This is a genomic window from Lysinibacillus sp. Bpr_S20 (assembly GCF_023337835.1).
Taxonomy (GTDB): domain Bacteria; phylum Bacillota; class Bacilli; order Bacillales_A; family Planococcaceae; genus Lysinibacillus.
Map to the genome: position 1 here is coordinate 307,190 of NZ_JALNLQ010000004.1, position 24,820 is coordinate 332,009.

Here is a 24,820-nt window from a genome sequence, read left to right on the forward strand (position 1 = left end):
ACTGAAAAAAATGACGTATGTTAAAAAAGTATTTTTATCCCTACTTTGTTTCGTACTTGTCTTAATGACAGCAACTCCAGCTGTCACGCAGGCTGCTACAACCATAAACGATGTACCAACAAATAGTAGTAATTACAAAGCTATTTCATGGGCAGTCGATAATGATCTACTTTCATTGAATAGCGCTAATAACTTTTTACCAAATGAACAAGTAACTGAGCGAGAGCTTGTTGTAATGTTTGCAAAGCTTGATCGAAATTATGCATTAACATATAACGACAGTGTAGCTTACAATTTCTATAGTGATTTTTATTTACCGCTTAACGGTACTTATACAACTGCGAATCGTTCAAAGGCTGTTACACGTGGACAATTTGCACGTGTATATGCTGCATTTAAAGGCTTAGATTTGGATGAGCCGCAGGCAGTTCAATACTTATACACAAATGATATTTCAACAGGAAGCACTGGTAAAAAAACATTTGCTGACTTCAACCCTTCTACAAAGCTATCTCGTGGAGATATTGCTGAATTTTTATATCGAAGCGTACAAAACGGTAACTTTGCTGTTCTAGGATTAAAACGTGCTGCAGCAGGACGCGATAACAATAAAATTACATTACCTCCAGGCTTCATGGGCTCAACCAACACAGATTTCGAAGAGCCAAAGGATAATAATAATGATTTTACTGGTCCGGAGTATGTTAATAATGCACTACAAAGTATTGATGTTGAAAAACCAGATTTAATCGCAAATGACCAAGATTCAACGCTCATTACTGTATCTTTAAAAGCTTGTAATGGCGATCCAATCCCTGATGATAAGTCATATACATTCCGTGTAACGTCGTCATATGGCGCAAAAATCGTTGATACATCCGGTGAAGCTGTACGAAATGTACAATCAGACGGCTCAACTGTTTCTGCGATTGTCATCGCACCAAAATTAACAAAATCTGTACGTGATACTATTTCATTTGAGCTTATTAACAATACAGATCCTACTATGAAATGTCTTGTAGGTGAAAAATTAAATGCACATGTCCGATATTCACCTCAGCCAGAAATGCGTATTGATTATCAAGTGTATGATCCAAAAAACACGGATGACGAAAATGGAAATGTCACACCTCCATATGTACCGTTTGAAAAATTACCAGAGTTCTTTACAGAAAATATTGTAAACGTTCATTGGATTGATCCAGACGAAAAGCTATTTAGTATTGGACAGCAAACGAATGTAACAAATGCTCTAGGAAATGTTGAAAATAAATATCTACAATATGGTGGCAGTGATACTAAATACCCTGCTTTAGGCTATGAAAATGCTATATTACAGTTTGAAAACTATAATATTTCAGTTTGGCTATTTGAAACAATCATTCAAAAACGCTTAAAGGATTCAGTTAATGATACGATCGAAATTATGTATATGATTTCAGATGATGGGCGTCCGATTTATCGTATTCAAGGAATTGATGATGATATTGCCTCACAGGTTGAGAACATTAATCCAGTCGGTTCAATTATTCAACTTATGGGCTATTTGCCAGACGAAAAAAAATTGACGCTTGAGCATTATGATAGTGTCATGAAAATTTATGCTATTTTCACAAGCTTGAGTAACTATGATCGAACAGTATTATTAAAATACCAAGGCGGTAAATTGCTCGGTCAAGTAGAAGCCTATAAAAAACGAGTGGAAGCATTAAAAGAAAGTGCGGAAGAGGCATCAAGACCATCAGGTAAAGATCGTTATACGAAGGTAATGGTTACATTAGTAAGACCAGGTGGAGAAGTTATTACTGACTACCAAGGAACAGTAAAAATTAAATTTGATGGTGTTGAGAAAACAGCTTCATTTGTTACAAATACTTCGGATTATTTAAATAACACAGGAAGCCCAGGGACAGCTGTAGCGTACTTTGACTCAGTTATTTATGGAAAATCGAAAGCTGAAGCAACATTAGTAAATCAAATAGATCCTCGTTATGCAAAAATATTGAAGGATTTAAAAGATAAAACAATTACAAAGGAAATTTTTACAAATCCTTACTTTAGTAAAAATTCTTGTTCTTTAGCAACAGAAGTAGCTTATGTAGTTGATTATTCTGCTTCCATGAAAGCATCTGACCAAACAAATTACCGCGGTAAAAAAATGATGGAAGTCATCAATCAGATTAAGGCTAAAAATAATATTGTTGTTGAAACGAATACAAAAGCTACTGTTCTAGGAGAGGGCAGTACAGATAATGTTCTGAAAAAAGATTTGTATAAAGCATCGAAAGAAAAGGGTGCCACAGATATTTTCGCGGGTATAGACATCGCACTGTCTAAATTCTCCAATGACTCGAAAACTTCAAAATCTATCATTGTTGTATCAGATGGTAAAACAAGTAAATCGAAAATGACTAAAGTACTGAACGATGCGAAAAACAAAGGCGTAAAGGTTTACACTGTAAGTATGGGTAAAAAATCACAAGTCAATGATGCAATTTTAATGCAACTGGCTGCTGAAACTGGTGGTACTTACTACCACGCAATCGATAACTTACAATTACATCAAGTTTTCCAAAAAATTATTGATTCGATTTTATGTAAAACTACGTCTTCAAGTTGCGTGAATCCTGAAAATTTATTTGAAGAAGCGACAGTAACTCTACGCAAAGGCAATATTACAATGAATGCAAGAATTGATGGTAATTGTTCAAATGTTGCAAAGGTTAATGTACGATTCCCTTCTTTAAGTGGAGATGTGCAATTTGAATTGAAAAAGCGTAGCGATAGTGTCTATATGCTAACAAAAACAGTTCAAACCATGCAGGACTTCAAGATAAATAATGAGATTGAATTTGTAGCATATGATAAAGACGGTAAAATTATAGCTACTAAAACTGTGTCTATTACAAATTAATAGACAAAAAATAAAGCTGACCTAATTTTTAACAATTAGGTCAGCTTTTTTGATGTGTGCTCGGCATGCGTATGAACTATAGGGTTAAAGGGACCTTACAAATGTTTCGATTAAATGATGTTAACTTAAAATGGGTGTTTCTGGCGGGAACTTTTTTCGCTTTAAGCGGTGTCCTGGACGGAATGGATGCTGCTCTAATGTCCGGTATATTATTTAAATCTTTGTATATGCGGGAGTGTTTGTTGGTAAATACATGATTGACCGAATAGAGAAAATTGAAGTTTCCTTAGTGAAAAAATACCTGCTCAAGCTATTTATTGGCGGCTTATTTGTCTTTATTTCCAATGCCCTTGCTGTATATGCTATGGAAACCATCCTAGTGACCTATGTGGCAGCTATTAGAGAAATTAGTATTGTTTTTGCAGCTATTATTGGAATTATCTGATTGAATGAGAAAATCAGTTATGCAAAGTGGCTATCAATCATTTCCATAATACTGTGTGTTTTGATTATTAATTTCAGCTAAATAATTTAAAAGTCTTTAGAACCAATCAAAACCAATACAAAAAATAAATAAAGCAAAGCAAAAACAAAAAAATAAAGAAAAAACTATTCACAATTTTCAGAAAAGATGATATTCTAAATTTAACGGTACCAAGTAAGCGTTTTCACTAAAATCCACTTTTCAATTAGTAACGGTACCAAGTAAGCGTTTCTACTAAAAATTCACTTTTTAACTAGTAAAGGAGGTTATTTATGTCAGCAAACAAACAAACAAAGAAGGTAAGGACTAAAGCGTTAATTGGAAGTTTAATTGGCAGTTCCATCGAATATTATGACTACCTTTTATATGGAACGGTCGCAGCCCTTGTATTTAACAAGCTTTTCTTCCCTAATTTCACTCCAACCGTCGGTCTTTTAATTGCATTAGCATCATTTGGAATTCCTTATTTCTTCCGTCCGCTTGGCGGCGTGATCTTCAGTCACATCGGCGACAAAGTTGGAAGAAAGAAATCACTTGTTTATACTCTCGGAATTATGGGGATTAGCACAGCTTTAATCGGCTTTTTACCAGTTTACGATACAATTGGAGTTTGGGCACCCATCCTGCTAGTGTTGTTAAGGCTGATTCAAGGAATTGCAGTTGGCGGTGAATGGGGCGGAGCCGTTTTGTTGGCTGTCGAATATTCAGAAGAAAAGAAACGCGGTTTTGCTGGAAGTGTGCCTATGATGGGGGCAGCAGTCGGGATGATTTTAGCCACAGCAACGATGGCATTATTAAGATTATTACCGGATGCCCAATTTTTAACTTGGGGCTGGCGGGTCCCATTTGTAGGAAGTCTGTTATTGGTTTTCCTTGGTTTATGGATTCGAAATGGTTTAGAGGAAACCCCAGATTTCCAAAAAGCAAAGGATGAAGGGACAGTTTCAAAACTTCCAATTGCTGATACCTTTAAATATCACTGGAAGGAAATCATCTTAACAACTGGAGCGAAGGCAATTGAAACTGCACCGTTTTATATGTTTGCGACATTTGGAGTTTCTTATGCGACCAATACGTTGAAAATGCCTGAGGGACCTGTCTTAAATGCCGTTACAATTGGGACTTTGATTTCATTAGTAATGATTCCATTAATGGGTACGTTATCGGACCGTGTTGGACGAAAAAAGGTATTCTATGGAGGTACCCTGGGAGTAATTTTATTCTCGATTCCATATTTCTTCTTACTTTCAAAGAAATCGATCCTTCTACTAACGATTGCGGTAATGATTGGGTATGGAATATGGTCCGTTATCACTGCGGTATTAGGAACGATGTTCTCTGAAATGTTCCGTGCAGAAGTTCGCTATACCGGTATTTCGGTAGGGTATCAATTAGGGGCAGCTATTTTTGGCGGTACTGCACCGCTCATCGCCACATCATTAGTAGCAGCCTTTCACGGTTCTTGGCTTCCGGCAGCGATTTATTTGATGCTACTTGGGGTTATGTCACTAATTTGCGTGAGATTAATGAAAAATCTGAACGAAAAAGAACAAGAAAACATGAAAAAAGAGTTTAACCCGGCACTTTATGAATAGTTTAAATAAATAAAATTCTACTATTAGGGAGGAATAAAGAAATGAATATGAAGGATGTCACGAACAACCCATACCTATTATTAACACCAGGACCATTAACGACAACGGGTACGGTTAAACTAGCGATGATGAAAGATTGGTGTACATGGGACGATGACTATAACAATATCGTACAGGGTGTAAGGAGTAAGCTTGTTTCACTTGCTACAAAAGCTGTTGATAAATATTCAGCCGTATTAATGCAGGGAAGCGGTACTTTTAGTGTAGAATCAGTAATTGGTACAGTCCTGCCTAAGGATGGAAAGCTTCTAGTTATTGCAAATGGGGTATATGGTCATCGAATTGCAAAAATCTCTTCGAAACTGGGCATTAATACAGTGGTACTTGCCAGCGGTGAGGTTGAGGCTTTAGATTTGAACCGGCTAACAGACCAGCTGGAAAGTGATCCAGACATCACGCATGTAGCCATTGTTCATTGTGAAACTACAACGGGAATGCTGAACCCGATTGAGAAGGTTAGTGAAATCGTTAAGCGTTATAATAAAGTCTATATTGTTGATGCGATGAGCAGCTTTGGCGGCGTAGAAATGGATATTGATGAATTAAGAATAGATTATATTATTAGCAGTGCCAATAAGTGTATTGAGGGAGTTCCAGGCTTTGGCTTTGCCGTTGTTAAAAAGGATGAATTTGAGAAGTGCTCCCAAAATGCAAGATCAATCTCTCTTGACCTCTATGACCAATGGAAAACAATGGAGGAGCAAAATGGCAAATGGCGCTTCACTTCACCGACCCATGTTGTAAGAGCTTTTGCGCAAGCCTTAAAGGAATTAGATGAGGAAGGCGGCATTAAAGAGCGGGCGGCAAGATACATGAATAATCAAAAAGTCTTGTCAGAAGGAATGAGAGAATTGGGTATTGAACCAATCCTTGCAAATGAGCTGCAATCACCAATTATTACTTCATTCTACTATCCGAATTCAGAAAATTTTGAATTCACGACCTTCTATAGCAAACTCAAGGAAAAAGGCTACGTGATCTACCCTGGAAAAGTTTCTGATATGGATACGTTCAGGATTGGAAATATCGGGGATGTTCATCTGGCGGATGTTGAAGGATTATTGAAGGCAATTGAAACAAGCAGATATTGGCTCAATCCTGTACTAGAAAATTAAGTAATCACTGGCAACATACCTTTATCTTCCTCTATAATATTAATATAGGGCTAGACGAAAAAGAAGTAACTATCGTTGTTCCTATTATTTTCATGGTGAACTAGTCTAATATTATAGTGGAAATATTTATATGGGGTGAAGGTTTTGTCACTAGCGGGAGAAGAAAGAAAAAGGAAAATATTAGAACAAATAGAGGTCAAAGGGAAGGTTAAAGTACGTGAACTTGCCAAAGCTTTAGAGGTTTCTACAGAGACCATCCGAAAATATTTAGATGAATTACACCAAGAGGAAAAGCTCAAAAAAGTTTATGGCGGAGCTATTAATATTTCATTCTTTAATGAGGAGCCTTCTACATTAGAACGTGAAGTTATCCATTCTGATGAAAAGAAACGTATTGGTGAAATGGCGGCAGATCTAATTAATGATAACGATGTAATCGCGATTGATGATGGCAGTACGCCATTGCAATTAGTAAAAAATCTGCGAAAAAAACGAAATCTAACCATTTTTACAACATCAATTAATGCCCTTTCCGTACTGATTGAGTTAAGTCAGCAAAATATCTTTACGGGAAAGATTTTTATCCTTGGCGGTGAAATTAATACAGTACATCATCGAGTTACCGGAGGATTTACGATGGAAATGCTTGATAATATTTACGTAGATAAGTATTTTATTTCTGCAGATGGATTTTCAAAAGATGACGGGATAACCGGGTTTGATTATTCTAAGGGAATGATTACGAAAAAACTAATTGAACATGCTAGTAAATCAATTTTACTAATTGATTATTCAAAAGTTGGCAAACGTGCAAATTTTAAAATGGCAGACCTGAAAGACATTAGTATGGTGATTTGTGATCAGCCATACCCAAAGGATTGGGAGCATAGTCTTCAAGAAAATAATGTGAAATGGCTGGTGGCGGATCAAACGGAATCATCTTCAATGTGACTCTCCGCACTATAGGCAAAAGGCTGCCTGTAAAGGGGGAAGGGAATGGACCACTTAGGACTGTTCTACGAAGAACATTTATGGAAAAACATTGAAGTATATATGCGTCTTGTGATAAGTGCACTTCTTGGGATGTTCATCGGCTGGGACCGAAGTGCTAAAAATAAACCAGCGGGTCTAAAAACGTTCACCTATGTCTCTGTATCGTGTACGCTCATTACGATTGTTTCAATTTACAGTGCCGAGGTTTTTAGCGATTCTCACATAAATAACCGGATGGATCCGATGCGTCTAACGGCGCAGATTGTATCTGGGCTTGGTTTCTTAGGGGCCGGTCTGATTTTGAAGGACGGCCTTCAGGTAAAAGGATTGACGTCCGCAGCTATGGTATTCTTTGTCGGCGGCGTGGGAATTGGAATAGGAGCTGGTTTTTATGGGATTGTTTTTGCATCTGTGCTAATTACCTTCCTACTTGCGAAAATCAGCCAGTTGATTGAAAGTAAGCAGATTGAAAGTAGGCTGATTGAAACTAAGCAGATTGAAAGTAAGCATTTAGCAACTGTTGATGAAAATGAGCAAAAACGGACGCTCCAAAGGAATCCTGGATAACGAAATAAATAAATGGCCATATTCTGCGAATATATCGAGAGTATGGCTTTTTTTATTACAAAAGTTGGTTTTAGTTGGTGGATTTAAGAACGAAAAAAATTTTTTTGAAAAACGGACAGAAAAACCAATAAAAACCAAGACAAACCAATTTACCTGTGATATAATCAATTCAACTCATAAATTGAGTGAATATTTTAAATATTTAGGAGGGTGATGCGTGAATGTCTTTTGTTTAGGTGGAGCTGGCAGAATATGCAGAGAAGCCGTTTTGGATCTTGTTGAACATTCGGAGTTTGAAGTGATTACCATAGGTGACTTCAATGAAGAAATCGGGCTTCAAGTTGTAAAGGGATTAATTTAATCGAAGTCCGTGGTACATGGCCGAAGCAAAATACTGCAGCTCGTCAGTGCTTTGTATGATTACGGAAATTAAAGTAATCCGAAAGTCTCTGTCAATGGAGTAAAAGTGTCGGTGTAATGGATGTGATTGGTGAATATCTTATTCAATCCAAGGAAGGACAAGAAACACAAACGTACGGTTACTCCCTACATATTGAGATAGTGGGGAAAGAGGATGGCATTAAAAAACGCCACGTCCTTTATCATACACATCCCGCAAGTGACGGATCCGTTAAGGGCTGGGAAAAAATTAAGAGCCTATACGAGGAACGTAAAAATTCCAATGGCAATTGCGACAGAAATCATCGCAAAGGGATTAGTTGAAAAGACTGGAATCTTAATTCCGGAGGATGCGTTTGAACCAACGATGATTTTTGAAGCACTAAAGAAACGAGGAATTCATATTCACGAAGAGATTGTTTCTATAAAAAGTAACAATCAGGGAGCAGTTATTCTTTCCGAGAATAATAGGGAGAAAATGGTTGTTTCTACTAACTAAAAAGAACTAATAATAGCGTTTGCATGCCGGGAAGCAGATACTCTAGCGTGTGTTATATTAGTGCCGAAAAAGGAGGGTTCGTGTTTTGGGAAATCAAACTCCCCAGATTGAAGCTGTTATTTTTGACTGGGCAGGCACCACTGTAGACTATGGTTGTTTTGCACCATTGGATGTTTTTTTGGAGATTTTCAGAAAAAGAGGAATCGAAGTTTTAGATGAGGAAGCACGGGCTCCGATGGGGCTGTTAAAGTGGGATCATATTAATACGATGTGTCAGATGGACCGAATTGCACAGCTTTGGAAAGAAAAGTTTGGCCGATTACCAGAAAAGAAAGATGTCGATGACCTATATGCTGACTTCGAACCTATGTTGTTCTCAATCCTACGTAACTATTGTACGCCAATACCTGGTGCAATAGAACTGGTAGAAAGGTTAAGGAGACAAGGAATCAAAATCGGTTCCACTACTGGATACACAGCTGAAATGATGGACGTTGTCGCTCCTGAAGCGAAAAAGCAAGGGTATGCCCCAGACTTTATGATTACCCCAAGTGATGTTCCAGCGGGAAGACCGTATCCATGGATGTGTTATCAGAATGCCATGAATCTTGGTGTTTATCCAATGAAACACATCATTAAAGTGGGCGATACCATCAGTGATATTAAAGAGGGCGTCAATGCCGGTGCCTGGAGTGTTGGAATTCTTAAGGGCGGCAGTGAACTTGGGCTTAAAGAACATGAAGTAAATGCGCTTGACCCTGATACACTTGCAAAAATGCTCGAAGTTGTTACGAAAAGATTTAAAGATGCGGGTGCTCATTATGTCATTAATAGTATCGGAGAATTGGATCAATTAATTCCGAAGATTAACCAGCGTTTAGCTAATGGGGATTAAACATACTTATTAATAAATGAATAAGTTGCCGAGAGGTGGAGAGGTGAGAGTAGTTGAAAAAACATGCCTATGCACTGGGAATGGTCGAGACTATTGGTTTTCCGGCAATGGTGGCTGCTGCAGATGCTGCTGCCAAGGCTGCAGATGTGAACGTTACCACGTTTCAGAAAGCGGACTCGGGGATTGTGACGATATATATCATTGGTGATGTAGCGTCGGTGAAAAGTGCTGTCGATGTGGGAACAGAAACTGCCAAAAGAGTTGGTCAGCATCGCCACTCACATGTTATTCCTAGGCCGGACGATCATGTGATCCAAATGTTGTTTCCGGTTCTAGTAGCAGAAAAGCAAAAAACGGTTAAACAAGAGTCACAAGACTTCACTGCTACTAATGATACAAACTACCGAGATCTAAATAAAAAGAATTTGCAGGAGCTTAGAGAAATAGCAAACTCCTTTGAAGGTTTTCTGTTATCGCCAGATGAAATAGCAAAATCGAGAAAAGAGGAGTTACTACAATTAATATTAAAGTTCCAAGCAGGGAAAGGCGGCGATAAGTGATGTACCTAGATACCGATCTTGAATCGATTCAAGAGGCTAGAGAAAATCTGAAACTAGCTAAAGTGGCACAAAAGGCAATGGCAAACATGACACAGGACCAGGTTGATCAAATCGTACACTGCATGACCCAAGCTGCTATCAGAGAAGCTGGCAGACTTGCAGCAATGGCGGTTGATGAAACAGGGTATGGCAAAATGGAAGATAAAATGACTAAAAATCTCTTCTCTGCTAAGGATGTCTATGAATCAATTAAGGATAAGAAGACGGTAGGGATCATTTCACGTGACGAGGATAAGAAATTGCTGTTAGCGGCCGAGCCAGTTGGAGTTGTTGCAGGTATTATCCCTTCTACAAACCCTACGTCAACGGTTATTTTTAAAGCATTAATTGCGGTTAAATCAAGAAATGCGATTGTTTTTAGTCCACATCCATCGGCGGCTAAATGTACAAACGAAGCTGCTAAAGTTCTAAAGGAAGCGGCAAATAAGGCAGGGGCTCCGGATGGAATCATTACTTGTATTACGAAGCCCACACTTGCATCGGCACAGGAATTAATGAAGCATAAAGATACAGACCTAATTTTGGCTACAGGCGGTCCAGGAATGGTGAAGGCAGCCTATAGTTCCGGTAAGCCGGCATATGGTGTTGGCCCTGGAAATGTTCCGGTATATATTCATTCGAGTGCAAATATAGCAAAAGCTGTGAGTCAAATTGTTCATAGTAAAACGTTTGACTATGGTACGATATGCGCTTCTGAGCAAGCCCTTGTGGTGGATAAAGCCATTAAGAACAAAGTGAAATCCACACTTGAGCAGGCAGGTGCATATTTCTTAGATGATTACGAGAAGCAGAGAGTTGAAGCAATCATTCTCCGCGGCAGCGGTTTAAACCCTGACATTGTTGGAAGATCGCCACAGGCGTTGGCGAAAATTGCGGGCATTGTCATTCCGGATAATACTAGATTACTAGTAGCTGAAGAAACGAACATAGGCAAAAATTATCCAATTTCTCTGGAGAAATTGTCACCAATTCTTGCGTTTTACACTGTCACTAATGAACAGGAGGCTGGAAAGGTCTGTGATGAATTGCTCGAAATTGGAGGATTAGGCCATACAGTTGGAATTCATTGCGAGGACCAGCAATTGATTGAAAGTTTTGGTGTTCAACAAAAAGCTTCACGGGTGGTCGTGAACTCTGGTACAACCTTCGGCGGAATTGGTGCAACAACCGGGATCTCACCATCGATGACTCTTGGCTGCGGCACCTACGGAAATAATATTTCTTCGGATAATATTGGCCCAGAGCATCTATTAAATAAGAAACGAATTGCCTTTGGTATTCGAGAAATGCAAAATGAGGAACCAGCAAGAAATACTGCATATAAAGAAAGCGCTTTAAATGCTGAACCAAGTGTTTCAAAGGATGAAATTATGGAAATTGTCAAAAGTGTGTTAAAAGAATTAAATTTCAATTAGGAGGAATAAACAATGAGTGGAGAAGCTTTAGGAATGATTGAAACAAAAGGACTAGTAGGTGCAGTGGAAGCAGCTGATGCGATGGCAAAAGCAGCAAACGTAAAGCTTATCGGCAAGGTACATGTCGGCGGAGGACTTGTAACTGTAATGGTGCGTGGGGATGTTGGAGCAGTAAAAGCTTCAGTAGATGCTGGAGCTGCTGCAGCTGAAAGTGTTGGTGAATTAAACTCTGTTCATGTGATTCCGCGTCCTCATTCCGATATCGAGTTAATTCTTCCGAAATTGGAAGGATAACGTATGGTACTCATTACGGAATCCACCCTACGATCTATGATAAAAAAGGGAATTCCTAATCCTTTCATTGTTAGAGAGGGTGATAAGCTGACTCCTGCAGCCGTAGACTATCTTCGCGACAGACGAATTCCGATACAGGATATGTGTCTTGTTAAAACGGGCAAAACATCTGCCTTCAGTGGGGAAAGCCTGCAGATTCCTGTCGGGGTTTCCAACCGGCATATTCATTTAGCCGCTGAGGATGTTTCAGCACTGTTTGGTGAGGGTTATTCATTAACACAGTTACGAGAATTGTCGCAACCTGGTCAATTTGCGGCGAAGGAGCAGGTGTCTCTTGTTGGACCTAAAGGAATTATTCAACATGTAAGGATTCTTGGTCCTGCTAGAGAAGAGACACAAGTAGAAATTTCCAATACGGATGGATACCAGTTAGGGATTTATCCGCCAGTTCGCTTGTCTGGTTCTATCGAAGGCACCCCGGGGCTTACGCTAGTGGGCCCAAATGGGTGTGTTTCATTACAAAAGGGTGTGATTGTGGCAAAGCGCCACATTCATATTTCTGATATAGATGCACAAAAGTATGACCTTAAACACGGGGATTGTTTGTATTTGCAAACAGAAGGAGAGCGCCCAATCATTTTTACAGATGTTATGGTCCGAGTTCATCCAAATTATCGTTTGGATTTTCACATCGATATGGACGAAGGTAATGCAGCAGGGCTTAAAACAGGTGACATGGTCAAGTTAATCGGGAAAAATGGAGTATTTTTTAATAGAGGGGGTGAGGGAAATCGATATTCGCTCGATGGTTGAATCGGTTGTCCATGAAGTCATCCAAACAATGAAGCTGGAAAAGGAAAAAGAAAAAGTAGGGAAAGTTCTTTTTATATTTTGTGACAGTTCAGCCCACGAACCATTTGCAGATCAGTTCATTCAATTAAAGAATGCTGATATTGGGTATGATTTATTGTTTTTAGATGGAGAAACATCCTCGTGGCTCGGCATGCAGCGAGTGGAATCAACCGGCTCAGAACGTATAATAGCAGCCGATGAGCATTCACCAGCTGCCATTGAACTGGCAAAGGATTATGATGGGATCATTATTCCGGAAATTGATTTAGATAATGCTGCTAGGGTTGCGTACGGTTTGAAGGGAACGATTAAGTCAGAGGTAATTTTCTCTGCACTTATCCTTGGGAAGTTTATTCTGATAGGCGCTGATACCCCAGGAATCAAACGGGCTGATCGTCGAACATTAAAAACACTCAGTCTGCCATCGCCGTTTAAAAAACGGTTTGAGGAATATGTTAAGTTTATGACCGGACTTGGCATTGAGTTTAAGGCCCAATTGGGATTAGCAGATTCTATTGTACAAAAGTTTCATCATAAGATTGAGAAAAAGAAGGTTTTGGGGGCTTCGACCGTGGTGGGGAGTGAAGACAATCAGGCTAATGTGAATGGAAATGTGATTTTTAACAAGAAACTTCTAACACCAGAATGGATTCATGCGCAGCCTGATTTCCCTAATTCTACTGTGTATCTGCAGAAGGGAGTTATCATCTCTCCTTTAGCGAAAGATTTATTAAAAGAGAAAAAATTGATAGTTAAGTTTTTCAAGAAGGATGAGTGACGATGCTGATTGCAAAAGTAGTGGGAAGTGTCTGGGCAACACAGAAAGAAAAAGGGATGGAAAACATCAAACTACTGATTGTCCAACCAATCAATCTTTCTAAAGAGCCTGTTGGAAATTCATTGGTAGCGATGGACCGGATAGGAGCCGGGTTTGACGAAATGGTGCTGATTGCCCAAGGCTCACTGGTCCAAAAACTAGTCGCAGACAAAAACTCCCCTATTGATGCGGCTATAGTCGGTATTATTGATTCATTTGAAGGGGAATAGAATAAATGGTGTTAGGTCACCAAGAGTAGAGTCATAGTTGACGGGAGGCGGAATTACTTTGATTATTGGTGTTCCAAAAGAGATTAAGAATAATGAGAACCGCGTTGCAATAACCCCTGCAGGTGTGGTTTCGTTTGTGAATTCCGGACATAGAGTGCTTGTTGAAATGGGAGCTGGTGCCGGCTGTGGATTTACAGATGAACAGTACGAAAATATGGGTGCAGAATTGATTGAAAAGGCAGCGGATGTTTGGGCCGGAGCTGATATGGTCATGAAGGTGAAGGAGCCCCTTCCAAGTGAATATGGATATTTCCGTAATGATTTAATTTTATTTACGTACCTGCATTTAGCAGCTGAGCCGGAATTAACGGAGGCCTTAAAGGAAAAAGGTGTACTTGCAATCGCTTATGAAACCGTTTCCGATAACCGGACACTTCCGCTTCTTACACCGATGAGTGAAGTAGCTGGAAGAATGGCAGCGCAAATTGGTGCGCAATTTTTACAAAAAACAAACGGCGGTAAAGGAATTCTACTTTCCGGTGTACCAGGTGTAAACCGCGGCAAGGTAACAATCATCGGAGGTGGTGTCGTTGGGACAAACGCAGCTAAAATGGCCATCGGTCTGGGAGCAGATGTCACAATAATCGACTTAAGTGCTGACAGACTGCGTCAATTAGATGATATTTTCGGTAACCAAATTAAAACATTGATGTCTAATCCGTATAATATCACGGAAGCAGTTAAAGGGGCAGATCTTGTAATTGGTGCCGTGCTAATTCCAGGTTCCAAGGCACCAAAGCTTGTTACTAAGGAAATGGTTGAAAAAATGAATCCCGGTTCGGTTATTGTGGACGTGGCTGTTGACCAGGGGGGAGTTCTTGAAACGGTTGACCGAATTACTACACATGATCAGCCAACCTATGAAAAATATGGGGTCATTCATTATGCGGTTGCCAACATGCCTGGGGCGGTACCAAGAACCTCTACCACTGCCTTAACAAACGTGACCATTCCATTTGCCATGCAAATAGCTAATAAGGGTGTGTACAAGGCTATACTTGACAGTGAACCATTAAAGCTTGGTGTTAACACAGCTAATGGGGAAATTACGTATCAAGCTGTAGCTAAAGATCTTGGATATCAATATGTTCCAGTTGAAAAAGCGTTAGAAAAAGAATTGGCAAGTGTATAGAGGGACGAAACTAGGGAATCGGGTTAACCTGATTCCTATTTCTTTCAAGGAAACAGGATGAATTAACGGGTTCAGCCCATTCTATGAACGGAGGAGAAAAATGACTTTTAAGCGCAGAAAAATTGCCGTTATTGGAGCAGGCTTTACCGGAGCAACCGCAGCTTTGATGCTAGCTCAAAAAGAACTGGGGGATGTGGTTATTGTAGATATCCCATCACAAACCAATCCAACTAAGGGAAAGGCGCTTGATATGCTTGAGGCAAGCCCGGTTCAAGGGTTTAACGCCAATATTACAGGCACCTCCAATTATGAAGATATTCAAGATGCGGACTTGGTGTTAATCACTGCTGGTCTTCCAAGGAAGCCGGGGATGAGCCGTGATGATTTAGTTTCTATAAACGAAAAAATAATGGTTGAGGTTTCGAAAAATATCAAAAAGTACGCACCTAACAGCTATATAATCGTGTTAAGTAATCCGGTAGATGCAATGACGTATGTTTGCTTTAAAACAACAGGTTTTCCTAAAAACCGTGTCATCGGTCAATCAGGTGTCCTAGATACAGCGCGATTTAATACATTTGTTGCCCAAGAGCTAAATGTATCAGTAGAGGATATTACCGGTTTTGTCCTAGGCGGCCATGGCGACGATATGGTTCCTTTAGTTCGTTACTCTTATGCAGGAGGAATCCCGCTTGAAAAAATGCTTCCGCAGGAAAGAATTGACGCAATTGTGGAAAGAACCCGCAAAGGCGGCGGAGAAATTGTAAAATTGCTTGGAAATGGAAGTGCTTATTACGCCCCTGCAGCTTCAATGGTTCAAATGGCTGAAGCCATTTTAAAAGATAAGAAACGGATTTTACCATCGATTGCTTATCTTGAAGGTGAGTACGGCTACAACGACCTATATTTAGGTGTGCCAACTATTTTAGGTGGCAGTGGAATTGAAAGTATCATCGAAATTACTCTAACAGCGGAAGAGAAATGGGCGCTGGATCAATCTGTTCAATCTGTCCAAAACATTATGTCAATTCTAGTTGCGGCAAAATAATAAAATAGTGCATAAACATAAAGGCTAACTTAGTAAGCGAAAGTGAAAACTATTCTAAGTCGGCCTTTTTATTTGAATTTAGATTAATGGTTTCAGGCACCAAGTGCGGGGTGTGTTATTTGGTATTCACCGATTATTTATGAGAGTAATAGATTTATCTAAAATACTGCATTTAATTAATAAAATAAAACATGATTGGTATGGTTGTTAATGAAATAATGGTCGATAGCACTGTTGTAATGGTTCCTAGCTCTTCGTGGGGTTGATTTCCATTCCGGTGGGCGGCCGCTTCGCTTTCGCACAGAGCAAAGCTTCCTAGGGAGTCTGCGAAAGTGCAGTGTTAACGTAGCGGTAGCGATAGGATGATGGTCACATTCGCTTTAAGGGGAGTAGTTACAGAATTATTTTGTTTGGTTTCTACACTTAAATAGCAAGGAATATGAGAATACCATATCGAATAAGAAGATATGGCGTTTACGGATGATAAAACGAACAGTAAACTTCAATAATTTGCTTTTCCTGCTTAGATTAGTACATAAATCAATACTTTAAGTAATATTAAAAGTTATACTCGTATTTTAGGGGGGATTATAGTTAAGGACTCGTGGTTTACAATTCAGGAAATCGATAATATAACATTTGCAATTAGTGAGTATGGGCATTGGGAAAAGGTGCATTCATTTCTATTGATCGGCAATAAGAAAGCAGTTCTTATTGATACAGGTCTTGGAATTGATAATATCAAACGCATAACGGATCAATTAACTGATTTACCGATTGTTGTTTTAACAACTCATGTGCATGCTGATCATATTGGAAGCCATGGGGAATTTGAAAATGTTTATGTTCATGAAGCTGACTCAGATTGGTTAACTAATGGTATTAAAGGATTGACTATAGAACAAATAAGAAGAGATATTAGTAGAGATATAGCAATTCCAACTCCAAAATCATTTAATCCAGAAACATATAAACCATATCAAGGAACCCCAACTGGATTATTACAGGATGGTGATGTGATTGATTTAGGGAACAGAGAATTAATTATTCATCATACCCCTGGGCATTCTCCAGGTCATATATGTGTTTTTGACAAAACAAACGGATATTTATTTACTGGTGATTTACTTTATGATGGGGCACCTATCTATGCTTTTTACCCTTCGACTAACCCTCTTGACTTAGTTGATTCCTGGGAAAAGATATCAAAGATTCCGTGTGTCACAAAAATTTATGGTTCACATCATACATTAGGTCTTGAACCAAGTATCTTACAAGAACTCGTAAGCGCAGTTAAGGAACTTAAAGAAAAGAATCTAGTGAAGTTTGGAACAGGTATTCATCAATTCAAAGGATTTAGTGTACGGTTTTAATTTTATGATGGAGATCTAAGATCACCGCACTCCTTAGGAGGCGGTGATTATTCATTATATAAATAAATTGAAGTTGGGAATGTTACCTTAAAAGATATTTTGAGGTGAGGATAAATGAACAGTACCATTCCTTTCTTCTTAGTTTCATTTTGTGCGTTTTTATTAATAACATTACATGCATGCATCTGCAAAGGGTAAACCTAGTCTTTAAGAGTAAATTTAGCCTGTTAAAGATAATTTAATAATTCTATTGTAAAGGGATTCACACATAGTTTTGTGTATGAATCCTTTTTGCTCTTTGGTAGGTGGATGTCGATAAAATTCAGAAGTTGGGTGATAAAATATGAAAGTTAATCGATAAAACTCAAAAGTTGGATGATAAAACGGAAATCCATCATACGTTATGCCAGATTTTAAATTTGAAACCGAATGTATAATTTGTTACACTTAGTTTATAATAATTCTAATGTAGATGACGAATTACAGTTCTTCATGACATGTTCACAAATTATTGATGAACTCGTGTCGAACTGTGCTATAATGAGATTTGTTAATTAGAACGTGAGAGGTGTTATTCATGCATACCATCGTAGTAGGCTTGAATTATAAAACGGCGCCAGTTGAGATTCGTGAAAAGTTATCATTCATAGAGAGTGAACTACCACAGGCAATGGAAGCGCTGCAAAAGCAAAAAAGCATATTGGAAAATGTTATTGTTTCGACATGTAATCGTACGGAAATTTATGCAGTAGTTGATCAATTGCATACTGGACGTCATTTTGTAAAACAATTTTTAGCAAACTGGTTCGACTTGCCTGTGGAGACATTTTCTTCGTATTTAACAATTCGTGAAGAAGATGAGGCAATAGAGCATTTATTCAAAGTGACAGCTGGAATTGATTCGATGGTACTTGGCGAAACTCAAATTTTAGGACAAGTAAAAAAAAGCTTCTTAAATGGACAAGAGATTGGAACAACAGGAACGGTATACAATCAGCTATTTAAACAAGCAGTGACATTTGCGAAGCGTGCACATAACGAAACGGCTATCGGTGAGAACGCGGTATCAGTCTCTTATGCAGCAGTTGAATTAGCGAAGAAAATTTTCGGGTCTTTACAACGTAAACATGTAGCCATTTTAGGTGCCGGAAAAATGGGAGAACTTGCTATGGAGAACCTTTACGGTAGCGGTGTAGGGAAAGTAACCGTTATTAACCGTACGTTCGAAAAAGCAGAAAGTTTGGCAGCTAAATTTGACGGTGAAGCAAAATCTATGAAGGAACTACAATGTTCGTTACTTGAAGCGGATATTTTAATTACGTCTACAGGTGCAACAGATTATGTGATTGACTATGAATTGATGCAATTTGTTGAACGTTTACGTAAAGGTAAACCATTATTTATGGTAGATATCGCAGTTCCACGAGATATTGATCCACGTGTTGGAGATTTACCAAATGTTTTCTTATATGATATAGATGATTTACAAGGCATCGTCGAAGCCAACTTAGCAGAACGTGAACGTGCTGCTGCTGATATTTCTTCGATGATTGGTAAAGAGGTTGTGCAATTTAAAGATTGGGTCGCCACTCTTGGTGTTGTCCCTGTCATCTCGGCTTTACGTAAAAAAGCGAATCATATACAAGAAGAGACAATGATTAGTATCGAGAATAAAATGCCGGATTTAACGGATCGTGAACGTAAAATTTTAAGTAAGCATACAAAGTCGATTATTAATCAATTGTTAAAAGAACCAATTTTACAAGCTAAGGAAATGGCAAATTCACCAAAAGCAAATGAACAGTTACGTTTATTCCAACAAATTTTCGGTATAGAGGATGCTGTGGAAGCTGAAGTTACTGCGATGACAGAACAAGAGCTTGAACGCAAAGAACGCTTACAGTCGTCACAATCTTCCGCTGAACCAAAGTATTCTTTCTAACTTCTTTCAGCATGTGTTTTTGTAGCGAAAGCAAAGCGTCAGCTACAAATCTCCCACCTCTATAGGTGGTGAGATGAATGCAGGTTAAAGTTACTTTTCAGCGGGTGTCCGAAACATCCGCTGAAAGAAGTTAAAGCCTCCGGCGGATGTCACAGAATCGGAAAAGAGTTCTTTGTGCTAGCACAAAGCCGATTCCGGACGTAATTATGCCAAGGCATAATTGATAGATGTCTATGTGTTCGCGGTGCAACTTTAGAAAAGTTGTCCTTCGAGCTTTTTCCCGCGAACGAGATTTTCTATTGATATTAAATGAGGCGTTTTCGTATCTGTATGGTAAACTAAGGATACGAAAACGTTTTTTTTTCTAGGCTAAAGTACACTGCTTTAGCACTTTCAAAATAAAGAAGGGATGTCTATTGGCTGATTTGACAATGACAAGGCTCTATGAAGTAATGATCGTCTTGTATGCGATCAGTCTAGTATTTTACTTTACTGATTACTTTTATAAGCAAATTCGAGCAAGGCGAGTTGCTTTTTGGCTTGTTTCATTCGTATGGGTATTTCAAAGTGCCATTATACTATTAACTTTTGTGGAAACGAAGCGTTTTCCGATTTTATCCTTGTCTGAAGGGATTCTCTTTTATTCCTGGCTGCTCGTGACTTTATCTATTATTTTGCACTGTATAGCACGAGTCGATCTACCGGTATTTATTATTAATATACTAGGATTTTTATTCGCTAGTATTTTTACTTTTATGCCGAAAAGGTCAACAGGAATCGTTAGCGATACTTTAATTTCGGAATTGCTTTTTATTCATATATCATTTGCAATTTTATCGTACGCAGTGTTTTCGTTAACATTTGTTTTTGCGATATTGTATTTAGTATTATATCGTTTGCTTAAAAAGAAAAAATGGTCACATTTATGGACAAGGTTGCCATCATTACAGCAGACGAGTAACTGGATGAATGTTTCATTTTACATTGGTATTCCAGTGCTATTTGTAAGTTTAGTTTTAGGGTTTGAATGGGCACTACTAAATGTAGAGAGTCTTTCGTTTTTTGATGCGAAGATTATAGGGTCCTTTATTATTTTAATTTTGTATTGCTTTATCTTGTATGTGAATCGTAAGAGTAAGCTAACAGGGACAACTTACGCATGGGTACATATATATGCATACCTATTAGTTGTTGTGAACTTCTTTTTAGGAAGTAGTTTATCACGATTCCATTTATGGTATTAGGAGAGAGGTTGGAGACTGTTGAGAAAAATTATTGTAGGTTCTAGGAGAAGTAAGCTAGCTTTAACACAAACAAATTGGTTTATCAATGAGTTAAAAGCAGCTGGTGTACCATTTGAATTTGAAGTGAAAGAAATTGTCACAAAAGGCGATCAAATTTTAGATGTGCAGCTATCAAAGGTAGGTGGTAAAGGGCTTTTCGTAAAAGAAATTGAACAAGCACTTTATGACAAAGAAATCGACTTTGCTGTTCATTCTATGAAGGATATGCCTGCAGTATTGCCAGAAGGATTAGTGATTGGTTGCATTCCACCTCGTGAAGATGCGCGTGATGCATTTATTTCAAAAGGACATGTGAAATTTGCCGATCTTCCGGCAGGAGCTGTTGTTGGGACAAGTTCTCTTCGTCGTAGTGCGCAACTTTTAACAGTCCGTCCAGATATAGAAATTAAATGGATTCGCGGAAATGTAGATACACGCTTAGCTAAACTTGAAACTGATGAATACGATGCTATTATTTTAGCAGCAGCAGGACTAAAACGCCTTGGCTGGAGCGATGATGTAGTTACTGAGTTTTTACCTGTTGAGGATTGTCTGCCAGCAGTAGCGCAAGGCTCTTTAGGTATTGAATGCCGAGGAGACGACACGGAACTATTAACGGAATTAGGCAAGTTAACAGATCGTATTACATGGCAAGAAGCACATGCAGAACGTGCTTTCTTAGCAGCTATGGATGGCGGCTGTCAAGTACCTATCGCAGGATATGCAAAGTCAAATGGGGAAGAAATTACATTAACTGGCCTTGTTGCTGCACCAGATGCTTCAGTTGTTTACAAGGAAACAGTTGTGGGCACTGATGCGGAAGCAGTTGGGAAAGAGCTTGCTGAGATTTTAACGGAGCAAGGTGCTTTTGAGTTAATTCAACGAGTAAAGGCAGAGCAAGATGCAAAATAATTTACCTTTAGAAGGTAAAACTATTATTTTGACAGGTTCATCTAAGACGACAACTATAATAGAGGACATTACAGCTTTAGGTGGACAGGCAGTAATTGCCCCGTTAATTGAAACTTGCGAGCTTATCGATAAAAACGATGATGTGCAATTACAGAATGCGCGTCAATTTGAATGGCTTATTTTTACGAGTCAAAATGCTGTAGAAGCTTTTGCCAACAAGATGCTCCGATGTCATGTAAGTGTAGAGCATTTTCAAGGGAAAATTGCTTCAATTGGTACGAAAACCACTGCAGCCTTAGAAAAGCTAGGATTTCGTGTGAGCTTTATGCCTTCTATATTTAGTGCAGATGTTTTTGTTCAAGAATTTCCTAGTGTAGCAGGTAGCAATCCTACATGTCTATTTATTCGTGGAGAGAAAGCGAAAAAGACATTGAAGGAAGGGTTACCCTTTACATTGAAAGAATGGACAGTTTATGAAACGATTGAGCGACACGATTACAAACAATTGATCATTGAATGTATCCTTGCGAATAGCGATGTCACAGTGATTTTTGCTAGCCCTTCCGCTGTTGATGTCTACGCCAAGGATGTGGCTTCGGTAATTGGTTGGGAAGCGGTACATGTTGCAGCAATCGGTCATATTACAGAAGCAGCTATTTTAAATCACGGTGCGATTGTGGATGTTATGCCGAGCGTATATACCATGCAAGCAGTCATCGAGGAAATAACGAAAGTAGGAGAAAGAAAATGACAAAATTACAATTTCAAAGACATCGTCGTTTGCGTGCAAATGCTGCAATACGATCAATGGTAAAAGAAACATACTTACACAAAGAGGACTTAATTTATCCAATTTTCGTTATGGAAGGCGAAAATATTAAAAACGAAGTACCTTCTATGCCAGGAGTTTTTCAATTTTCGTTAGATAAACTTGAGGCTGAGATTGATGAAGTTGTTACTTTAGGAATTCCTGCGGTTATTTTATTTGGCTTACCTGCAGAAAAAGATGCAGTTGGAACTGGTGCATTCCATGATCATGGTATTGTGCAAGAAGCAACACGTATGATTAAAGCTCGTTATCCAGAGCTTTTAGTCATTGCAGATACATGCTTATGTGAATTTACAGATCATGGTCATTGTGGCTTAATTGAAGGCGATCAAATTTTAAACGATCCTTCATTAGATGTTTTAGCGCGTACGGCAGTATCTCAAGCAAAAGCAGGAGCGGATATCATCGCTCCATCTAATATGATGGATGGATTTGTGGCAGCTATTCGTGCGGGTCTAGATGAAGCAGGCTTTGAAAATGTTCCGATTATGTCATATGCCGTGAAATATGCATCTAGCTATTACGGTCCGTTCCGAGATGCAGCTGATGGTGCACCTCAATTTGGTGATCGCAAATCATACCAAATGGATCCTTCGAATCGTATGGAGGCATTCCGTGAAGCGGAGTCGGATATTGAAGAAGGTGCAGATTTCTTAATCGTGAAGCCAGCTCTAAGTTATTTAGACATTATTCGTGATGTGAAAAATAACTATACATTACCTATTGTTGCATACAACGTTTCTGGTGAATATGCAATGATTAAAGCAGCAGCTATTAACGGCTGGATTGACGAGAAAAATGTAGTGCTTGAAACGTTACTTAGCATGAAACGTGCAGGCTCAGATTTAATCATTACGTATCATGCTAAAGATGTTGCACGTTGGTTGGAGGAGAAATAAATGACACGTTCTTACGAAAAATCAAAACAAGCATATGCTGAAGCAATTAACTTAATGCCAGGTGGTGTAAGTAGCCCAGTACGTGCATTCAAATCCGTAAACATGGATCCAATCTTTATGGAATCTGGTCACGGTGCGATGATTAAAGACATTGATGGCAATGAGTATATTGATTATGTATTATCATGGGGACCACTTATTTTAGGGCATTCTCATCCAGAAGTTGTACAAGCAATTGCAGAAACAGCAGCGAAGGGCTCTTCGTTTGGAGCACCAAGCTACACAGAAAATCGTTTAGCCAAATTAGTGTTAGATCGACTACCTGGTATGGAAATGATTCGCTTTGTTTCTTCTGGTACAGAGGCTACGATGTCTGCTTTACGCGTAGCTCGTGGTGTTACTGGTCGCGATAAAATTTTAAAATTTGAGGGCTCGTATCACGGTCATGGAGATTCGTTACTAATTAAGGCTGGCTCTGGGGTAGCTACACTAGGTTTACCTGACAGCCCTGGTGTTCCAGCGGATATTGCACGTAATACATTAACAGTAGCGTACAATGACTTAGAAGGGGCTAAACTAGTCTTCGAAAAGTTTGGTTCAGAGCTTGCGGCAGTAATTGTTGAGCCAGTCGCAGGAAATATGGGGGTTGTCCCTCCACAACCAGGCTTCCTACAAGGTTTACGTGAATTAACAAAGGAACATGGGACATTGTTGATTTTTGATGAAGTTATGACAGGCTTCCGTGTTGATTATGGTTGTGCACAAGGTTATTTTGATGTAACACCTGATATGACAACATTAGGTAAAGTTATTGGCGGTGGACTTCCTGTCGGTGCATTTGCAGGGAAAAAGGAAATTATGGAGCAGGTAGCACCAGCGGGTCCGATCTATCAAGCTGGAACATTGTCAGGGAATCCATTAGCAATGACAGCAGGCTTTGAAACATTATCACGCCTTGATAGTAACTCTTATGAATACTTCCAAAAGCTTGGGGATCAATTAGAGGCAGGTTTCCGTGAAGCCGCAACGAAATACAATATTCCGCATACTGTAAATCGTGCTGGTTCAATGATAGGTTTCTTCTTTACGAACGAGGATGTTATTGATTTTGATTCAGCAAAAACGTCAGATTTACAATTATTTGCTGAATACTTCCGTCTAATGGCAGAAGAAGGTATTTTCTTACCGCCATCTCAATTTGAAGGTTTATTTATTTCTACGGCACATACAGAAGAGCATATCGCAAAAACAGTGGATGCTTTCCATAAAGTATTTGCTCAATTAGCAAGATAACACGAGTGTGAATTAGTAACCACTTCTTATCAATTCTAACATTTGATAAGAAGTGGTTTTTTGTATGCTTCTAAAATTTGCAAATGAGGATTTTATTGCAGATAGACGATAAGTAAGTCTTAATACATCAACTTGTCCTGTAGATTTTATATACCCATTTGCTGGTGTAGCAACCTGAGTAGAATGAATTTCCTATGAGTGCTTCCCATGATACACCGTGGTCATTGGAGGCAGGCTAACGGAACCATAGTTGGTCAACCTTCCTCTCCAAGCCGTAATTTCAATAAAAGCCCTTATTTA

23 protein-coding genes and 1 pseudogene are annotated in these 24,820 nt (G+C 38.9%); all 24 read left to right on the top strand.

The window, feature by feature from the left end; genetic code table 11:
* The first annotated feature begins 10 nt into the window (after window positions 1–10).
* The 24 genes and pseudogenes from MWJ95_RS12485 to hemL all read left to right on the top strand — a co-directional run bounded on the left by MWJ95_RS12485 (window position 11) and on the right by hemL (window position 24,520).
* A complete protein-coding gene (locus MWJ95_RS12485; RefSeq protein WP_249072769.1) occupies window positions 11–2,914 on the top strand; it encodes a VWA domain-containing protein in 2,904 nt (967 codons plus the stop codon).
* A 253-nt stretch (window positions 2,915–3,167) separates the two neighbouring features.
* On the top strand, window positions 3,168–3,359 hold the full coding sequence (locus MWJ95_RS12490) for a hypothetical protein (RefSeq protein ID WP_249105820.1): 192 nt from the start codon (window positions 3,168–3,170) through the stop codon (window positions 3,357–3,359).
* 311 nt (window positions 3,360–3,670) lie between these two features.
* Entirely contained in the window at window positions 3,671–4,993 is a 1,323-nt protein-coding gene (locus tag MWJ95_RS12495) for an MFS transporter (protein ID WP_249105822.1), read from the top strand.
* 41 nt (window positions 4,994–5,034) lie between these two features.
* The gene (phnW, locus tag MWJ95_RS12500) at window positions 5,035–6,168 is read left to right on the top strand and encodes a 2-aminoethylphosphonate--pyruvate transaminase (protein ID WP_249105823.1); all 1,134 of its coding nucleotides are present in this window, start codon (window positions 5,035–5,037) and stop codon (window positions 6,166–6,168) included.
* A 144-nt stretch (window positions 6,169–6,312) separates the two neighbouring features.
* A complete protein-coding gene (locus tag MWJ95_RS12505) occupies window positions 6,313–7,119 on the top strand; it encodes a DeoR/GlpR family DNA-binding transcription regulator (protein ID WP_249072765.1) in 807 nt (268 codons plus the stop codon).
* A gap of 45 nt (window positions 7,120–7,164) precedes the next feature.
* Window positions 7,165–7,728, top strand: a complete 564-nt coding sequence (locus MWJ95_RS12510) for an MgtC/SapB family protein (RefSeq protein WP_249072764.1) — start codon at window positions 7,165–7,167, stop codon at window positions 7,726–7,728.
* 217 nt (window positions 7,729–7,945) lie between these two features.
* A complete protein-coding gene (locus tag MWJ95_RS12515) occupies window positions 7,946–8,089 on the top strand; it encodes a Rossmann-fold NAD(P)-binding domain-containing protein (protein WP_249105826.1) in 144 nt (47 codons plus the stop codon).
* A pseudogene (locus tag MWJ95_RS12520) lies at window positions 8,059–8,626 on the top strand (saccharopine dehydrogenase C-terminal domain-containing protein); the annotation flags it as partial. The gene MWJ95_RS12515 and the pseudogene MWJ95_RS12520, both read left to right, overlap by 31 nt.
* An 85-nt stretch (window positions 8,627–8,711) precedes the next feature.
* The gene (phnX, locus tag MWJ95_RS12525) at window positions 8,712–9,521 is read left to right on the top strand and encodes a phosphonoacetaldehyde hydrolase (protein ID WP_249072763.1); all 810 of its coding nucleotides are present in this window, start codon (window positions 8,712–8,714) and stop codon (window positions 9,519–9,521) included.
* 53 nt (window positions 9,522–9,574) lie between these two features.
* Window positions 9,575–10,081, top strand: a complete 507-nt coding sequence (locus tag MWJ95_RS12530) for a BMC domain-containing protein (RefSeq protein ID WP_249072762.1) — start codon at window positions 9,575–9,577, stop codon at window positions 10,079–10,081.
* Window positions 10,081–11,556: an acetaldehyde dehydrogenase (acetylating) gene (locus tag MWJ95_RS12535; RefSeq protein ID WP_249073032.1), complete on the top strand. Its 1,476-nt coding sequence runs from the start codon at window positions 10,081–10,083 to the stop codon at window positions 11,554–11,556. The genes MWJ95_RS12530 and MWJ95_RS12535 overlap by 1 nt, the downstream gene beginning before the upstream one ends.
* A 12-nt stretch (window positions 11,557–11,568) precedes the next feature.
* A complete protein-coding gene (locus MWJ95_RS12540; protein ID WP_249072761.1) occupies window positions 11,569–11,850 on the top strand; it encodes a BMC domain-containing protein in 282 nt (93 codons plus the stop codon).
* A gap of 3 nt (window positions 11,851–11,853) precedes the next feature.
* Window positions 11,854–12,663, top strand: coding sequence for a phosphate propanoyltransferase (gene pduL / locus MWJ95_RS12545; RefSeq protein WP_249072760.1), 810 nt, complete (start codon window positions 11,854–11,856; stop codon window positions 12,661–12,663).
* Window positions 12,608–13,480, top strand: coding sequence for a hypothetical protein (locus tag MWJ95_RS12550; protein ID WP_249072759.1), 873 nt, complete (start codon window positions 12,608–12,610; stop codon window positions 13,478–13,480). Before pduL ends, MWJ95_RS12550 begins: the two co-directional genes overlap by 56 nt.
* 2 nt (window positions 13,481–13,482) lie before the next feature.
* Window positions 13,483–13,749: a EutN/CcmL family microcompartment protein gene (locus MWJ95_RS12555; RefSeq protein WP_249072758.1), complete on the top strand. Its 267-nt coding sequence runs from the start codon at window positions 13,483–13,485 to the stop codon at window positions 13,747–13,749.
* Window positions 13,750–13,807: 58 nt separating this feature from the next.
* Window positions 13,808–14,941: an alanine dehydrogenase gene (ald, locus tag MWJ95_RS12560; RefSeq protein ID WP_249072757.1), complete on the top strand. Its 1,134-nt coding sequence runs from the start codon at window positions 13,808–13,810 to the stop codon at window positions 14,939–14,941.
* A 100-nt stretch (window positions 14,942–15,041) separates the two neighbouring features.
* Window positions 15,042–15,989: a malate dehydrogenase gene (gene mdh, locus MWJ95_RS12565; RefSeq protein WP_249105829.1), complete on the top strand. Its 948-nt coding sequence runs from the start codon at window positions 15,042–15,044 to the stop codon at window positions 15,987–15,989.
* A 590-nt stretch (window positions 15,990–16,579) separates the two neighbouring features.
* On the top strand, window positions 16,580–17,362 hold the full coding sequence (locus MWJ95_RS12570) for an MBL fold metallo-hydrolase (protein WP_249106058.1): 783 nt from the start codon (window positions 16,580–16,582) through the stop codon (window positions 17,360–17,362).
* Window positions 17,363–17,939: 577 nt separating this feature from the next.
* Window positions 17,940–19,304: a glutamyl-tRNA reductase gene (gene hemA / locus MWJ95_RS12575; RefSeq protein ID WP_249072755.1), complete on the top strand. Its 1,365-nt coding sequence runs from the start codon at window positions 17,940–17,942 to the stop codon at window positions 19,302–19,304.
* 416 nt (window positions 19,305–19,720) lie between these two features.
* The gene (ccsA, locus tag MWJ95_RS12580) at window positions 19,721–20,548 is read left to right on the top strand and encodes a cytochrome c biogenesis protein CcsA (protein WP_249072754.1); all 828 of its coding nucleotides are present in this window, start codon (window positions 19,721–19,723) and stop codon (window positions 20,546–20,548) included.
* Window positions 20,549–20,566: 18 nt separating this feature from the next.
* Window positions 20,567–21,499 (top strand): hydroxymethylbilane synthase, encoded by a 933-nt coding sequence (hemC, locus tag MWJ95_RS12585; protein ID WP_249072753.1) that lies wholly within the window; start codon window positions 20,567–20,569, stop codon window positions 21,497–21,499.
* On the top strand, window positions 21,489–22,250 hold the full coding sequence (locus tag MWJ95_RS12590; protein WP_249072752.1) for a uroporphyrinogen-III synthase: 762 nt from the start codon (window positions 21,489–21,491) through the stop codon (window positions 22,248–22,250). Before hemC ends, MWJ95_RS12590 begins: the two co-directional genes overlap by 11 nt.
* Entirely contained in the window at window positions 22,247–23,227 is a 981-nt protein-coding gene (hemB, locus tag MWJ95_RS12595; RefSeq protein WP_249072751.1) for a porphobilinogen synthase, read from the top strand. Before MWJ95_RS12590 ends, hemB begins: the two co-directional genes overlap by 4 nt.
* A complete protein-coding gene (gene hemL / locus MWJ95_RS12600; RefSeq protein WP_249105831.1) occupies window positions 23,228–24,520 on the top strand; it encodes a glutamate-1-semialdehyde 2,1-aminomutase in 1,293 nt (430 codons plus the stop codon).
* The last annotated feature ends 300 nt before the right edge of the window (window positions 24,521–24,820 follow it).